The sequence below is a fragment of the Psychrobacter sp. 219-2-C genome (assembly GCF_049560815.1).
Lineage (GTDB): Bacteria > Pseudomonadota > Gammaproteobacteria > Pseudomonadales > Moraxellaceae > Psychrobacter > Psychrobacter faecalis.
Genome location: NZ_CP186933.1, coordinates 773119 through 790392, shown reverse-complemented (window position 1 = coordinate 790392; position 17274 = coordinate 773119). Strand labels below are relative to the sequence as shown.

The 17274-nt window shown below is 43.8% G+C and carries 9 protein-coding genes; 6 read left to right on the top strand and 3 right to left on the bottom strand.

Going from position 1 to position 17274, the window contains the following annotated elements:
* Positions 1 to 21 precede the first annotated feature (21 nt).
* On the bottom strand, positions 22 to 594 hold the full coding sequence (locus ACPEGP_RS03145) for a hypothetical protein (RefSeq protein WP_423813905.1): 573 nt from the start codon (positions 592 to 594) through the stop codon (positions 22 to 24).
* 468 nt (positions 595 to 1062) lie between these two features.
* Between ACPEGP_RS03145 and ACPEGP_RS03140 the strand changes: the two genes are divergently transcribed.
* The 3 genes from ACPEGP_RS03140 (at position 1063) to recD (ending at position 12165) form a co-directional block, all read left to right on the top strand.
* The gene (locus ACPEGP_RS03140) at positions 1063 to 5325 is read left to right on the top strand and encodes an exodeoxyribonuclease V subunit gamma (protein WP_423813904.1); all 4263 of its coding nucleotides are present in this window, start codon (positions 1063 to 1065) and stop codon (positions 5323 to 5325) included.
* A gap of 66 nt (positions 5326 to 5391) precedes the next feature.
* Positions 5392 to 9885, top strand: coding sequence for a UvrD-helicase domain-containing protein (locus ACPEGP_RS03135; protein ID WP_423813903.1), 4494 nt, complete (start codon positions 5392 to 5394; stop codon positions 9883 to 9885).
* A 45-nt stretch (positions 9886 to 9930) separates the two neighbouring features.
* The gene (gene recD / locus ACPEGP_RS03130; RefSeq protein WP_423813902.1) at positions 9931 to 12165 is read left to right on the top strand and encodes an exodeoxyribonuclease V subunit alpha; all 2235 of its coding nucleotides are present in this window, start codon (positions 9931 to 9933) and stop codon (positions 12163 to 12165) included.
* A 145-nt stretch (positions 12166 to 12310) separates the two neighbouring features.
* Here recD and ACPEGP_RS03125 read toward each other — a convergent pair whose 3' ends face one another.
* Together ACPEGP_RS03125 and ACPEGP_RS03120 are read right to left on the bottom strand one after the other, a co-directional pair.
* Complete coding sequence (locus ACPEGP_RS03125) at positions 12311 to 12874, bottom strand: hypoxanthine-guanine phosphoribosyltransferase (RefSeq protein ID WP_068404752.1); 564 nt, start codon at positions 12872 to 12874, stop codon at positions 12311 to 12313.
* A gap of 102 nt (positions 12875 to 12976) precedes the next feature.
* On the bottom strand, positions 12977 to 13645 hold the full coding sequence (locus tag ACPEGP_RS03120; protein WP_068404750.1) for a hypothetical protein: 669 nt from the start codon (positions 13643 to 13645) through the stop codon (positions 12977 to 12979).
* A 346-nt stretch (positions 13646 to 13991) separates the two neighbouring features.
* Between ACPEGP_RS03120 and ACPEGP_RS03115 the strand changes: the two genes are divergently transcribed.
* The 3 genes from ACPEGP_RS03115 to ACPEGP_RS03105 all read left to right on the top strand — a co-directional run bounded on the left by ACPEGP_RS03115 (position 13992) and on the right by ACPEGP_RS03105 (position 17225).
* Positions 13992 to 15671, top strand: a complete 1680-nt coding sequence (locus ACPEGP_RS03115) for a carbon starvation CstA family protein (protein WP_068404748.1) — start codon at positions 13992 to 13994, stop codon at positions 15669 to 15671.
* Positions 15672 to 15798: 127 nt separating this feature from the next.
* The gene (locus ACPEGP_RS03110; RefSeq protein ID WP_068404746.1) at positions 15799 to 16113 is read left to right on the top strand and encodes a cory-CC-star protein; all 315 of its coding nucleotides are present in this window, start codon (positions 15799 to 15801) and stop codon (positions 16111 to 16113) included.
* A gap of 68 nt (positions 16114 to 16181) precedes the next feature.
* Positions 16182 to 17225, top strand: coding sequence for an ArsA family ATPase (locus ACPEGP_RS03105; RefSeq protein WP_423813901.1), 1044 nt, complete (start codon positions 16182 to 16184; stop codon positions 17223 to 17225).
* Positions 17226 to 17274 lie beyond the last annotated feature (49 nt).

The window sequence follows — 17274 nt, the reverse complement described above, 5'->3', positions numbered from 1 at the left end:
AAATGATAAATGGTAACAGATTTACTCTTGATGGTTTAGTACTTCGTCTACTAAATCTGCCAGCATATGAGCAAAGATGTCTGCGTCTTTTGCTACAGGGGCTGCCGTACTTGGCTCATTACTTTCTTGCTGGGTAGGATTATTTTCGTTATTACTGCTAGCATCATTAGATACTACTTGGTAGCTTGAAACAGGCGCGTTTTGTTTATCAGTCGCTTGAGCAGCTGCCATATTAGTAGACACTGCTTGCAAAGCTTGATGCGCGGCCAATGGCGATTCACCGGTGGTAAGTTTGTCTTTAAGCCATTTAAAACCGTGGGCTTCCCACCATGCTTCAAAGCGTGGTAACGTGCTGCCACGCACCGCTGCTGGCAAGTTTAAAGTACGAAGCTTTTGAGCCAATATCGGGTCGCTAATGGCTTGATGAATGCTAAGATAAAGACCACTGCTATCGTCAGTATAAGGCTGCCTGTTTTGCCATGACCTATCATCAATTTTCATGCGGGGCAATTCCCACAGCTCACCGCGGTAGTATACAACATATAACCGGCGTTTAGGATGAACGAAAATGGCATCAATGGGGCGCATGGGCATAGTATTCTGTTATCTCTTTGACAAAAAAGTTTAGGTAAAGGGTAGGGCGACATCTATTGTCGCGTGCGCCCTTGCTTTATAGGTGACGTGCTGGTAAACCACCACGAACAATGGCACACTAATCAGCAGGTTGCGCACGTTATCAACTTTTCTCACTACCAACCGTTTTATTAATACTCATCGTTTATTATTAGCGACAGTTTTACTGCCAAACACAAGGCGTTATGCATGAATTGGTACTATAATATCTACTGTTTTTAATCGACATTATGCTAGCAGAAATGCAACAGACTAACGAGCAGCAAACATAGATTGATGAGTGTTGTCTGCCACGTTTCTTCTTCGTAAAAAGTATGAAACCATACGCTATCATCAGCTTTGCCGTAAAAATCACAGGCTTGTCGTGTTGTTTTTAATACTCAATTTTTACTATTCCAGCTTTATTCATTCAAATAGATTACCTCATTTATGTTTACCATTATTCAGTCGCACCGCACCGAACATCTCGTTGAGCAGCTACTCACAGCTTATCAGTCTAAGAACCTGCCTATCTTTGCAGAGTTTATTGTTATTGTGCCATCGATGGTATTGGGCGATTGGCTAGATAAATCGATTGCCAGTCAAGCAGGTATCAGCACTTTGGTGACCACCAAGTTTTGGGGACAGTATCAATGGACGTTGATGCAAAAGGTCTTGGCTGAACACAATGTCTGGCTTGAGGCCAATCAGCGCGCGCAAGAGATTGTGACGGTGCCCGAAGTTGCGGTATTAACAGGGGCGGTGATGCAGTGGCGGCTATTTGGTTATTTTACCTATTATCAAGCGCAAATCATGGATGATGAGAAACATCCTCTGTATCCGCTGCTATCGGCGCTGCTGGATAAAGAAGCAGATCGTAGTCAGCAAGATATACGTCTATGGTCGCTGGCAACCGATTTTTCGCGGGTATTTAGCCGTTATTTGACTCACCGTGAGGATTGGCTAAGCTTATGGTCTGCTAATAAAGCGGTCGATGTTGAGCTGCTTATCGCTGAAAAAGACAAGCTCACGATGGAGTTTGATAAATACGCAGGCAGTACGCCTGAGTGGTTGGTTGCGCATTATACTGAGCTTGAAGTCGCACAGCGGCATTTATGGCGGTTATTGTTTGCTTCGGTGTATGAACACCGTGCTTCGATTGAGACGCGCTTTTGGCAAATTATGGAACAAGATAAAGCGGATAGTGGGGTAGATATACAAGCGATACTGCCAAAACAGCTGCATATTTTTACCATTCAGCAATTACCGCAAAATGAGCTGAACTTCTTGCAGCGCTTATCCACTTACATGGATATCATCTTATTGCATTACAATCCATCGCAACTGTTTTGGGCGGATATTGTCGACAAGCAGTGGTTGCAGCGTCAGCAAGTGATTAACCCCGAAAGCGTGTTTTTTCGTGATTATGGACATACGCTATTGTCGCGTTTGGGCAAGCAGTCGCGTGAGACCTTTGCCATGCTGGCAAGTCTATCGGGTAATGAAGATAAAAACGGTTTTACGCTTGATTGGCAGGATAAGTTTGATGTAGATGCCCCCGAAACTGATGTGCAAGCCGAGCGGCCGCTCAGTTTACTTGCGCATCTGCAACAAGATGTGCTTATGCTCGATGAAAGCGCAACCCAGCAAACGACTGCTGGGCGTCTAAGCGCTGCGCTCAGTACGCAACTGCAAGATTCTAAGAATGTCCTAAGTAATAACAGTAATACCGACTCATTATATAGCGACGAGCATTTAAGGGGTAAGCGCTACGAGCAGGCGCGCCAATGGCAATTGTCGCAATATGACAATAGTCTAAGCATTCATTCTTGCCATAATCTGCAACGCCAGCTTGAGATACTGCGCGGTATGATTGGACGCTGGTTAAATGAGCCAAACGAAGACGGTAGCACGCGGCATTTATCTGATATCGTCGTGTTGCTTCCCGACGTTGATCGTCATCATGAGCTAATCAACTCGGTATTCGTGAATGGTGAGGGGCAAGATGGTCTGACGCTACCGGCCAAAGTCACGGGTGTCGTCGACAAATCCATTCGCCAGTTATGGGAAGCGATACGCGGCTTTTATGGATTATTGGGCAGTGAAAGCGCTCGTTTTGAAGCGGCTGAGGTTTTTGATTGGTTGATGCTGCCACCGCTATATGAAAGCCTCGGTTTAACGCATGAACAGATGAGCCGCGCCTGTGTGTTGCTAGAGCAAGCAGGGTTTGTGCGCGGTTTTGATGAAGCGCATTTGCAGCAAACCCTTGACGTCGATGACAATGATTATCGGTTTAGCTTTGCCCATGCGCTGGATAAAGTGGCGCTAGGCTTGGTCATGCCTGAAGCTGAGATTAGTGACTGCCTGTATCCCGATAATTGGCAAGATAATGCTTTGGCAGAAAAAACCGTGCCGATGTCAGCAATTGGTTTGGCAGATGCGGTGATTATTGAAGCCTTATGCCGTGTCTATAATGGCTTACATCATTGCCGTTACGAGTTTGAAGCCCGTTATAATGCCGAAAAATGGCTCAATAATATTGAGAATCATATCATTCATCCGTATTTTGGTGCACTTGATCAAACGCGGCCGATGCGCGCTATTTTTAACGCGATGAACGGCTTTAAAAGTAGCTTACGCGCCAACCGTCATTATCAGCGCTATCATAGCGAAAATGACAATCAATCATCTATGCTAGTAGACAATGGAGCATCAAATGACCTACAGGGTTCATTACAATTGGAAGCCAGCCAAGTAGAATCAAGGCTATCACAAGTCAGCAATCTGCCATTAAAGCTGAGCTTTATGCTCGATAGTATCGAGGATGAGTTAGAGAGCCAACAAGTCAGTGCCGAGCCAACAGGCGTGATTACCTTTGGGCGTTTTGGGGCGCTGCGTAATGTACCGTTTGGCTTGGTCGTGATGCTTAATATGGATTTGGCTGAGTTCCCCAACCGTGACCGCGATAACCGTTATGACTTGATGAAAGCTGGGCTGGCACGTCGCGGCGATCGATTTAGCGAAGATGATGATAATGGCGCGTTTTTGGATGCGCTGCTTTGTGCGCGCAACGCTTGCTGGATTTTTTATAATGGCCAGCGCTTGACCGATACCCATGAGCACCTACCTGCCAATCCGGTGAGTGAGCTCTTACAATTTTTAAAAGGTGAAGTGCAATGGCAATGGGACCCATTAAAAGCTGAGCAGCTTAAAACGCAAGCGTTAATGACGGAAAATAGTGAAGAGTCAGCGTTGGCAATGCAAGTGCAGCGTTACCTGCCAAAACTTATCGAGCAATGGTTAGTGACGCGCCATCCAGCGCTGCCTTTTGCCGAAGAAGTGTTTGTGCAACCAGACGCGCTTAATGGATCATCTGATGCAAATAATTCAACATCCGATGAAGAGGATGGTGACGTTCTGATGGACTTGCTTACCCGCGCTATGCAAAAAGAAAAAGCCTACCAGCAAAGTACCAATGCGCCAGCCAAAGTATGGCACGAGGTGTTTGAGCGCTTAAGCTCTCAAGATGACGCTACTTTGCCCGCGCTTAAAGTTGAGCTACCGAGCGCCGAGGATTATGCCAATATTGCTCAGCGTCTTGACCTCAATAGCGCTTTGCATAAAGAACCTTTACCAAATATTGATGAGCGCTTTGAGATTAATCAAGTTGATATGCAGGCGCTATATTATCAAGTGCGTCACCCTGCCAAGCATTTTTTACGCGAGCAGCAAGTACATGTAGTCTTGCCTGAAGATGAGATGGCGCACCAAGAGCCTTTGTCATTATCAGGCCTAAGCGCTTATACTGTCAATACCCAGCTACTTGATGAATTGAATAAAGACCACGATGACACGGCTGTTAAGTCGCTTAGCAAACTGCTATACGATCCCGTCATGCCCGCTGGCGTGGCGCGGCAATCAACACTGCAGTATCAGCAGCTAAAATTGCAACAGCAATGCCAAGCGTTTGCCGAGCAGCTATCGTCATTAGGCATAGATGCTCAGAACAATGCCAGTCGTTTTTTGCTAACTCCTTGTGCAGAAACCATGACCACGGTTGCGACCCCAGATATAAATACGCACGGCAAATTACAAATTAAAGGCATGGTACCTGTTAAAGTGCCTGCCACTCATCATGACTTGGAGGAGGAGTCATCTTCGCCTGAGCTGTGGTTAAATCTTCTTCCCAATAGCGCGCGCAGCCAATATTTATTGCGTTTTTGGTTGGCGCATGTCTATTGGCAGGTTGCCCGCCGTACTACGCATGAGCAAGTAGCTGCTGGTGATGGTAGAAGTATTTGGCGCTTTAATAAAGGCAGCGATGAGTATAAAAAGTTTAAAGGTAAAACTACCTTTGAGCTTGCGCCGATCGCTTATAACAACGCCCTAACGGAACTGCTTAAATGGGTAAGGTTTGCCCACATGGCGGGCAAGATACCGATGACGGTGCTGCCAGTTCACGCGCTTACTTATGTAGATAAGCTCAATGAAGCCCGCGCAAAAGATACCGATTATCAGCCCAAGCGTAGTGACTTTGAAAGTTGGTTATGGCCAAGTTTTAACAGTGATACTATCTATGATACTTGCTCGCAGCATGAGCTATGGCAATACATTCTTTATAAACAAGATGTTTTTGCCAAGTTAAAAGACGCGCTGCAAGCATTGGCGTTGCCTTTATTTGGCACGATGGATGAATCTCTACAAGCGCTATAAAGTGGTTTGTTTTTAACAGTAAATAATAATGATGTTAATAGTACGATTTTGAACAAGTGATTTTTTATGGATCAATATAACAACGCTAACCATACTGCTCATGGCTTAGAGAATGTCGGCCATACCTACAGTCATACCTATAGTGGTGGGAATTATATTATTAATAATAATAACAACGATGATAGCCATACCAGCCCCGACAATTTAACTAAGAATCTGCCTAATAGTAGCGCTGATAACGCTGATAAGTCAGAAGAGCCACCTGCGATTCGTATCAAATTAAACGGTCAGTATCTGATAGAAGCGTCGGCGGGCACGGGTAAGACTTGGACTTTGACCGGAATTGTATTGCGCCTGCTTATCGAAGCCAAACGTGCGCCTGAGCATATTATTGCCACCACTTTTACTCGCGCTGCAGCTGCGGAGATGCGCCAACGTATCCATGATCGTTTGGTTGATTTTTATCAGTTATTGCAATGGCTGAATAACCTGCAAGTAAACTCAAACACGCATGCTATTCTTTACCCGCAGCTTGTTGATATTAATAAAAAAAATACGGCAGTGCGAGATGGTTTTATCTCAGAAAACGAGCAGTCGGATAAAAAAGTAAGCGCTGAGCAACGACAGACGCGTAAAGAATGGCTAGCAGAAAAAGCAAAACTGTCTGGCAATGCCGATTTGTTATCAGATCCTATCAATCTTTATTTATTAACGTATCTCTTGGACCATACCGAAGATTATCCATTAGCGGATGCCATAAGACGTTGTGCGTTGGTGCTAACGACGCTAGATAAGCTGTTTGTCGGTACTTTAGATAGCTTGTCACAAAAATGGCTGTCTGAATATAGTTCTGAGACTGGTCATCAGCAAGGCATCCAAATTAGCGATCAAGAGCAGATAGTCATCGAAAGTATCATTCATGATACCGTACGCGCGCATCACAGCTATTTGTACAATCAAAAGCCTGAGATTTATCAATTATTGCAGCATACTAAGCGTTTGACAGCGCCTGCTGATCATATTGGCGTCGCGCAAAAATCCATGCAGTTTATTTCGACACCAATTGAAGCGGTTGAGATGGGTGAAGAAATAGACTTTGCCGCTTATCAGCAAGCGTTAGATACTTTTAAAAATTGCGATTTAAAGGATATTGAGCCGTATTTCGATATAGAGTTCGGTATTGAAAAAGGGCTAAAAAAAGGCGGTAAATTTGGTAAGACCATATACGCTATTGCGACTATTCAAAAATTGGTTCATCAATATGAGGGTGCTTTTTTCGCAAATTTAGATGCTGATTCTGAGAGTTTTTATGGTTTGGTATCTAGTCTTTTTATTAGCGAAGAAGATGGCGGTAATCTTTTTAAAAAGAAGTTTGATGAACAGCGTCAAATACTTGCAAATTTTGAAGGTATTCAATTATTAGCGTCACTACGCAGTTACACTGAACAGATTGAACTATATCTCGACGCCCTTATAGAAAACCTTAACCGTGACATTGCATTAAAAGTTCGGCAAAAGCTGCCCTCTATATTAGAAACGCGCCGCGAGACTACGTTTGCCTTACAGATGGTGCGCTTAAACCAAGCATTATCAGGTAAGCAAGGCGAACGCTTAGCACGTTATATTCGTCACCATTATCCAGTAGCGCTGATTGATGAGTCACAAGATATCAATGGTGAACAAGCGCGCATGATTGAGCGTATTTATTTGTCAAAGAGTAACGATAGTGCGACCCAAAGCGGCAGTCGCGGTTTTCTCTTGCTCGTTGGCGATCCAAAGCAAGCGATTTATGGCTTCCGTGGCGGTGACGTTGCCAACTATAACGCCATGAAGGCAAAGTTTGCTAAAGATAGAATTATGAGCTTGGATGTCAATCGTCGCTCTAATGAGCGCTTGATTACCGCGCTTAACCACTGGTTTGGCAGACCGACTCCTGTTGCAGACTTACAAGATGCTACTTCTGGTAAGGCCGTTTCTGATAAAGCCAGTCAACTCGCGCAGTTGGGTAAGAGTATTTATTATCAATATATCACCGCCGCCAACACTGATTTTCGTCTGTCATGGCAAATGGCGCTAGAGCAAAAACAAGAAGCATCTGTGCAAAATTTGCTATCAGATAGCCCTGTCAGTGTCATTCATCTGCCTTATGACAAACAGGCCAAGCACAACGCTTGTGAGCTCACCGCGCTACATATTGCAGCATTGCTGGCAAGTGAGCAGACGCTAGAAGGACGACCTATTAAGCCAAGTGATATTGGGGTGCTCGGTCGCCGTAAACATGAGCTTAAGCAAGTGGAAGATATGCTCAGTAAACTTGGCGTTCCAACGCTAGAAACCGCTGAAAAAAATGTCTTTGATACGCCTATCGCTGCTGACTTGGCGGCTTTGTTAGAAGCCATGCTGCGCCCTCATCGCCGTGACATCATTAATCGGGTATTGACCAGTAATTTTTATCAGATGAGCCTCAATGATGTGCAAGCGTTGATGCTCGATGACGATGAAAGCGAGACTGATACTGACCAAACGCATAGAAAAATAGATTCTGCGCAAGCCGAGTTAAAACAGCGCTATCAAGATTTCCAGTTGTATTTAAAGACTGCTGCCTCGCATTGGCAGCACAATGGTATTTTATCAGCATTGCACTATTTGTTTGCTCGAAACCCTATGGTGAGCGCCAAGAGCGTACCATCTGATAGACAAACTGATAGACAAGTGCAGAGCGAAAATATATGGGTCGGTCTTGCCGACTTAGAAGACGGCGCGCGTTACTTAATGGATTTACGACATCTGCTTGATATTTTAGCGCAGCACGGCATGCATATCGGTGAGCATGAGCTACTGGCATGGTACAAGAAAAATATGAATAGCAGCCGTACACCGGAATGGGCGCAGCAGCAGCCGTTGCCGACAGAGTCAGGGGTACAGCTTATGACCATTCATAAGTCTAAAGGCCTTGAGTTCCCGATTGTCTATGTCGTCGGTATGGATGGCGCGAGTCCCAAAGCGGGCGGGCGCAGTCACCATAATTTATTTCTATACGATTCTGATATAGAAAACAATAAAACAGAACGCCGTCTGTCTGCCAGTAAAGGCAAGCGCTATAGTAAATCTGCTAAAGGTGAAAAGCCAACAGATTATTATGCCCAGTTCGAAACCATAGAAAACTATGAGGAGCTTAGGCGACTGGCTTACGTTGCCTTTACCCGTGCCAGTGAACAGTTATATATGGTGTTTAATGATGCTTATAATAAAACCGATGCTGAACGTAAGCCAAGTCTGCAATGGCTAAGCTGTGAGGACCATAAGTTTGTACTACCAGATAGATTGCAACCTTATATTGGCTGGCTAGAATACGTAGCGATTGCGCCCATCGCTGAAACGATTCTTCAGACCAATAAAACGCCTCAAAATACTAATCCTCTTGAGGACTCATCATCTGAGTTACAGACAGCACAGCGTATCGATTACCAAAATGCTTATGCGCAGATACAACTTAACACCTTTAAAGGTTGGGCGAAGACCAGCTTTACCGCGTTATCGCGTCAGTTAAATGAACAAAGCCAAGCGTTAGCGGTGTTCGATGATGGGGTAGAAGATGAGTTGGATCTGACTGACAGTATAAATCTAACTAACTCTGTAGAGAGCAACCAGCTTCGAGAGGATTTGCTCAGTGATGGCAATAGCGAGATTGGTGCTGACCCCATTACTAGCGACAATATTCGTTTTCGCTTTGTAAAGGGCGCGAACGCTGGTACGTTTTTGCACGAGATTTTTGAAAAGATAGATTTTACCGATAATAGCAAATGGTCGGTTATCATTGATCAAAGTCTTCGTCAGTATCAACTGCCGATTAGCTATGCCAGCGTTACGACGCAGCAGCGATTGCAACAAAATACAGCCGTGCCTATAGAGACAGATGAAAGTATAAATTTAGCAGCGACCGCTCAGTTAGGTGACGCCCATGAAGAGCTGATAGCTTGGGTGGCCGATGTATTGGCCGCTCCATTGTTGGCTTCGGGTCAACCGCTACAAGCAATACCGACTAGGCAACGTATCGCCGAGCTTGGTTTTAATATGGGGCTGTCAGAAGATTTTACCCCTGAGCGTATCAATCATATTTTTACGCAGTATTTACCGGATGAGCCTGAAAAACACATTGAGCTTACGCCACAATTTTCTAGCCATATTTATCGGTACTTACGCGGTGAGATTGATCTTGTCTATGAGTGCGCTGGCAAGTACTACGTGGTGGATTATAAAAGCAACTATTTAGGAAATAGCCTAAGTAATTATAATAATGAAAGCCTAAGCGCGGCTATGAATAAAGCTGGCTACTGGTTACAGGCGGCTATTTATCAAGTGGCATTACATCGATTTTTACGTTTGCGTTTAAAAGGTTACGTCGGCAATGAAACAAAGTATTTGGGCGCTGTAGAGTATGTATTCTTGCGTGGTATCGACTCAAAAGGTACGCAAAACTATGGACGAATCCAGTGGCAAATACCGTTTGAGCTGGTTAAAGCATTGGATGAGATGTTTGGTAGCCCTAGCGCTTTGTGATTTTTAAATCAATAAACTTAAAATAATGATAAAAACGGATCAATAATGAGTAATGTGCAAAGTATAAATAACGTGAGCAAGTCAGCAAAAGTAACCAACAGCGTTCAAAATGTTGTAGATGACGTTGGCAATAGTTGGGCAACGACGATTGGCCAGTATTTATTACAGCGCCGCGCACAAACTCAGACTGCTTATCAAAATCAATTGCTCATGAGTAGCTCAAATAAGACTGAAAACAATGAAGATTGGTTGTTTGAGGTGATGTTTGAATTACTGGTGCAGCGATTAGAAGAAGGGCATACCGTATTAGAGCTTGAGGCATCTAATCATGGAGCTAGCGTCAATTTGTTTGATGACGACAAAGAGTTATTTGCTTGGCAACATCAATTGCTACAACCTTTAATGCAACCACTTTTTTCAGCATTTTCCAGTACCAATATAGCAGACATAACGGCGGCAGCGTTGTTAGAAGATGAGTTATTGTGGGAAACAGTAATGCGTCAATCTACACTGGCGGCCTATGACAAGCGTGTAGTAGAGCAGCGCCACAAAGCTTGCGTGAAACTTTATCACTTACTAAAAGATATATCCAATACGACTGTTCCAGTAGGAAATAGCCTAAGCAAGTTTAGTGAACTATTAAACAAACACCCACTTTTTAATAACAATACAAGAGACAAATCCGATATTTCAAGACCACTTGTCTTCCAAATAAACGAAGGCGCACCCAAAAACGCAGCCAATCAATCTATAAAAATCACCTTATGGCTGCATCGCACGTGGCAGGCGGAGTTCGCTTTGGCAAAGCACGTGCTGCGTATTAAAAATCAAAGCCTCATAGAACTACCGATTACACCGAACCCCTTGCTGAATGATGAACAACAAGGCGCCATTCATATGGCAAATCGTTCAGCATTTAGCATCATCACTGGTGGGCCAGGGACGGGGAAGACCTTTACCGTTGCACAGTTGGTCATGGCTTTGCAACAAGAGCAGACGACAGACGAGCAAGGCAGTAACTCGCAGGCCAATTTAGCACTAGCAGCGCCGACAGGGAAGGCCGCTCAGCGTATGCAGGAGTCGCTACAGGACGCCATACAGCAAGCGGGCGTTGCTTTACAGCTGCCAGAAGCAAAGACCATCCATCGCCTGCTCGGTATCGGGCAGGGCGGTCGCCCACGTTATCATAAGGACAATCCACTTAGCGAAGACATCGTCATCATTGATGAAGCGTCGATGCTTGGAGTAGAGCTTGCCAATCATTTAGTGAGCGCCATAAAGCCCAATGCGCGGCTGATATTACTTGGTGATGCCAATCAGCTCGCAGCAGTCGATGCGGGGGCAGTATTGGCAGACTTATGCCGTATACCAGTGCTACAAGACGTGCACCAACGTTTAATCGCCAGTCGTCGTTTCAAAGAAGACTCAGGTATTGGCAAGCTTGCTAAACTGATTAATCAAACAGATAAAGCTCAGACCCAAGCGCAAAATATGAACGCTGTCTGGCAACTGTTTGAAAAAGACGAAGCATTAAGTTTTTATCATCTGACAGCGAATGATACTCAAGCACTTGACAGCAATACTACAAATAATAAGATAAAAAATAGCCTAAGCAATTATAAATTTCTAAAAATACTATCTAACAATTACCTCAAGTACTTTAATCAAACTCAAAAAACATTAGCCAAAATCAAAAAAGCGAAATCCATACCAACTAAAGAGTATCTTGCTGACTTTAATAAGCACATAGAGCTACTCAATAATTTTCGCGTTTTAACCGCTGGACATCATGGCCGCTGCGGTGACCATTACATCAATAATTATCTAAGCGAGCAGCATAAGACGCAATTAAAACTGCCACTTTCCAAATCGCCTTGGTATCACGGTCGTCCAGTCATGGTATTGCAAAACAATTATGAACTAGGGCTCTTTAACGGTGATATTGGCATCTGCCTGCAAGTAGAGCAGGGGCGGCTACAGATATTTTTTGAAAACAAAAAGCACGGTATTAATATCAATATGCTGAGTGATGAGATGATTGCGACTGCGTACGCGATGACCATTCATAAATCACAAGGGTCAGAATTTGACCATGTAGCGATTAGCTTCGATGACAACAATGCCCGCTTGTTAAGCCAAGAGTTGATTTATACCGCGGTCACCCGTGCCAAAAAACAAGTCTCTGTTTTTAGTACTGCTTCGGCAATGACCTCGGCATTATCGACGCCGACGCTACGCCAAACCGGACTGAGCTTACAGTTTGAAAAATTGCTAGAGTAGGTGAGTGACTTTATCTTACAAGATTAGGTGTTTAGGGTTATGAGAAGATAACTTGCTAGAGAACAAAAAAACGAGCGTAAAAAAAGCATCCAGTCGGATGCTTTTTTATTATGCGATACATTCAAAACATTCAACCAAAGAATGACTAGATTTTGTCTTCTTTAATAGCGTAGATACCAGGCAGATGACGCAAGTAACCATGGAAATCCATGCCACAGCCATAGACATAACGATCTGCAACGTTGATACCAACAAAATCAACATCAAAGTCTGCAACTTTGCGATCATGCTCTTTATTGAGTAATACGCAACATTCAATCGATAAGGGTTTTTCTTTACCTAATTCTTCAACAATGGCTTTTAAAGTAATACCTTCGTCAAAAATATCATCGATTAATAAAACGTGTTCGCCTTCGATACTTACGTCAGGCTTAAATTTCCAATCAAGCTCATTGGTGCCCGCATTATCACGATAGCGTGACGCGTGGATATAATGCATGCGATGGTAAAAGGTTAGATGAGTCAATAGCTGACCGGCTGGGATAAGTCCGCCGTTCATAACGACCATCACGATTGGGTTTAAACCGGCATAATGTAGATTGAGCTGGGCGGCCAAGCGCTCATAAGCAGCGGCTACTTCGATACTGCTGATCAGGCACTCTGAGTTGCGCAGGGTTTTTTCAATTTCTTGGTTGTTAATTTGGGTCATGAGTTGCGCCTTTGATAAAAGTGCCGCCTATTTTAGCAAATTTTAGCAAATTTGCCCAACACTACCGTTTTAATAAAAACATAATAGTTGCTAATACAACCGCTATTCAGGTTTTTTTACGATAAATGGGCGATAATAATTGGCCAAACGATTCAATGATGCATCAGGTAGATCAGGCAGTAATTTATTTAGTGCCATGGTCATTCCTTTATCGATAGCTGCTTTGGCAACTGGCACAGATTTGCGCTTAATCATGCCAAGCTTCAACGTTTCCGCATAGCGACTAATGAAATGCGTTAACGTTTCTTCATTCATCGTTTCAAGTGCCGTTTTAAACGTTTTCATATCTACGTGTTCAGGAGTAACCGCTGCAAAACCAGCATCAATGATTTTGGCGTCAGCATCTGACAATTTAAAACCGATACGCTTTTCACCTTCGTTATCGATAAAGGTCGCTTTATCACGTAAAAAATGAAAACTCGGCAACACTTCTTCGTTATTCTCTTTACCCAATAAAATATTAAGCAGCGTGTCAGTTGCTTTTTCGACCGTACCGACCACTTTACGCATGGCGGCTTGGCGCTCAGGATTTGGAATAATATCTACCAGTCCAACCAATAATTTATCGGTGAGGTCACGCGCCGTTTGGTGGGTTAAGGCATCACGATAGGGGTAGTAATCTGTTTCTACGTTTGATTCAACGATTTGCTCTGCCTCAATAATCAGCGCTTTTAATTCATCTGACGGTATAAATCCAAAATAATGGGCCATTCTAACTCCTGTATTTATCGTTTTTAATGTTTCACCAACGTTACAATTACTGCCAAATGAGTTACTATTTAAGGCATAGAATGCTAAGTCACACAAGAAGTAAAGACTCACCATACTTCATGGCTAATTGGTCAAGCGTTTTGACCTTAAAATACTATGCTTTATTAGCCAGTAATCACAAGAAGATATGCTGTTATCTCATTGATAGCTGTTTTCTTAGCAACTGTTTCTTGAAGAACAGTGAGCCGAGTCTTTCACTGCTCACTAATCTAGCATATTTTTAAGAATTTGATTTAAAAAGCTTGAACTTGTAAGGCTATCTAATACTTGTCTAGGGAGAGATAAGATGAATAGTGCTATTGTACTGTTGGTTGGTGTGGCCGCAATGCTTTGCGGTTATCTGTTTTACTCAAAATTTATCGCCACTAAGATTTTGGCCTTGGATGACAGTCGTCCCACGCCAGCCCATACGATGAAAGATGGGGTAGATTATATCCCCACCAATAAATATGTATTGTGGGGGCATCACTTTACCTCGGTTGCAGGGGCGGCGCCGATTATCGGTCCTGCAATTGCGGTTATTTGGGGCTGGGTGCCGGCCATTATTTGGGTGGTTTTAGGGACCATTTTTATGGCAGGCGTCCATGATATGTCAGCCATTTGGGCCAGTATGCGCAATAAGGGTCAGTCTATTGGCTCGATTGCTGGTACCGTCATGGGCACACGTGTACGTAGCTTAATGATGGTAGTTATTTTCTTATTATTATTAATGGTAAACGCAGTATTTGGCGTCGCTATTGCCAATATGATGATTAAGACCCCATCTTCTGTGTTACCTGTCTGGGGCGCATTGGTCGTGGCCTTCATCATCGGTCAATGTATCTATCGCTATAAGATGAATCTGGTTTGGGTATCCATTATTGGCGTTGTCGCTCTATATGGACTTATTTATCTTGGCCCTATGTTCCCAGTCGTGTTACCAGAGACTTTTATGGGGCTACCGGATAACGCCGTATGGATTATTATCTTATTCGCCTATGCGGCGATTGCCTCATTATTACCAGTATGGATGCTGCTGCAACCGCGCGATTATATTAATGGGTTACAATTATTTGTTGGTTTGATTTTATTGTATGCAGCCGTATTTATTGCGACACCAAACATTGTCGCGCCAGCGATTAATCATGATTTACCCATCGGCACGCCGTCATTAATGCCATTGTTATTCGTCACTATTGCTTGCGGCGCTATCTCAGGATTCCATGGTTTGGTGGCGACCGGAACGACTTCTAAACAGATTGATAAAGAAGGCGATGTACGTTTTGTTGGTTATTTTGGTGCGATGGGTGAAGGTATGCTCGCACTGGGCGCCATTCTTGCGGCCACCGCAGGTTTTGCGACACTCGGTGATTGGCAAGCGGTTTATCAAAAATTTGGCGACGGCTCTATCGGTGCTTTTATTGATGGTGGTGCGACCATCTTAAATGCAGGTGTTGGTATCGATATGGTGCTTTCTCAAACAATGCTCACTGTTATGGCAGCATTATTCGCTGGCACCACGATGGATACGGGTGTCCGCTTACAACGTTATATATTCCAAGAGTTTGGTGAGTTTTATAACATTCCAGTGCTAAGTAAAAGTGTCGTGGCTACTTTCCTTGCCGTCGGTAGCTGTCTATTATTAGCATTTGGCGCCGGTGGTATTGATGGTGCAGGTGGCATGATTATTTGGCCACTATTTGGTACCACCAATCAGCTCATGGCAGCATTAACCCTTATGATTGTCACGGTTATTTTATTACGTAAAGGCAGAGCGGTTTGGTACACCTTAGCACCTTTGTCATTTTTGCTAGTTATGACCATTTTTGCCTTATTGATTCAGCTAAAAACCTTTTTTACCGAGGGCAATTGGCTGCTGATTATTATGGACATTATTATTTTGATCGCAACGATTCTAGTAACGTTCGAGAGTCTATCTGTGCTGCGTAAAGAATGGACATTGCATAAAGGTAAAACGGATTCGTAATTGAGATTAAACCTTATCATTTTTACTTTTATCAAAAAAACGCTAGCAGCAATTGCTGGCGTTTTTTGTATGAGGTAGGCATGATAGAGATGATAGGTAATAAGAAGTAAGCAGAGGTGAATAAATCATGGAAGATAACCCGATACCAAAACAAATAGAAAGCCCGTCAAACCAAGTAAAAAACGAAACACCATGGTGGCAACGTTTTGCGGCTGGACTCAATGAGTTTTATCATGCGCCTTATCGCCAGACGATGGCACGCGCGGCACGTGATGAAGAAGACTTCTTTATGCTGCTGATGTTTGCAGAGAGCTTAGGCATTGATAATCCTGCTAGCTTTTATACCTTGGAGTTGCAGCCGTTATTTTTGGAAAATTTCCATGAATGGCATACGCGCATGGGGTTGGATAAATGCCCCTTTGACCACGTTGGTTGTTGTTAAGTCAACTGCTAGTTAGATTTATAAGAAAAAATGATAAAAAATGAATGAATTAAAATTGAGATAAAAATATGGCATTACACCCTCTACACGGATTAGTAGATCAACTATCGACCCAGCCTATTATCTTTATTGGCGGCAAGGGCGGTGTCGGTAAAACCACGACGGCTGCGGCACTTGCCAGCTATTATGCTAGCCAGCAAAAAAAGACCTTGATTGTCTCAACCGACCCAGCGCATAGCCTCGGTGATGTGTTAAATGTACGGCTCAATAATGAAAAAACTGCGATTACGCCGCATCTTGATGCGATTGAGTTAAACCCTGATGTCATCGTCGATGCGCATTTTGCTCAAGTTGAATCTACCATTAAATCTTATGCCAACCCAGATATGATGCCCAAAATCCGTGAGCATCTAAAGCTATCAAAGTCTGCACCTGGCGCACAAGAAGCGGCCATGCTCGAATCTATGTGTCAGCATTTAATCACGGCTGCAGATGCTGACTCTGATAAAAGGTATGAACATATCATATTTGATACCGCGCCCACTGGGCATACGTTGCGCTTACTCGTATTACCAGAGATGATGGGTGCGTGGACAGATGGGCTGCTAGCGCAGCAGCGCCGACAGGCAAAATTACGCTCGGTCGCAAACCATTTAGACAATCACAATCAAAAGAGCAGTCAAAAAGACATCAATAAAAAAGATGTGCCAAATCCGTTTGCCCAAAAAAAATCTGACCGCTGGGAGCAAGCGGTAGCCGTCCTAGAAAAACGCAAACAGCTGTTTCGACAAGCAGGGATACTACTTCATGACCGTAGCCAAACAGCGATTGTATTGGTGATGACTGCCGATGTGCTACCACTGGCAGAAACCAAACGCGCTATCGAACAATTGGAAGAAAGTAAACTCACACCAGCCGCGATAGTCATCAATCAGCTGATAGTACCCACGCAGTCAGATGAATTTTGGCGTCTTCGTGCCGAGCGGCAACAGCAATTGCTGCAGGATATTGAAAACAGTTTCTCCAATTATCCACTGTATCCGATTTATTTACAGCAAACAGACGTACGCGGTACTGAAGCATTAAGTATGCTATTACGCCCCTCATCGTAAAGGTCGCTTGTAAGCCATATGTTTGAAAAATAAAAGAAACCGACCGTTA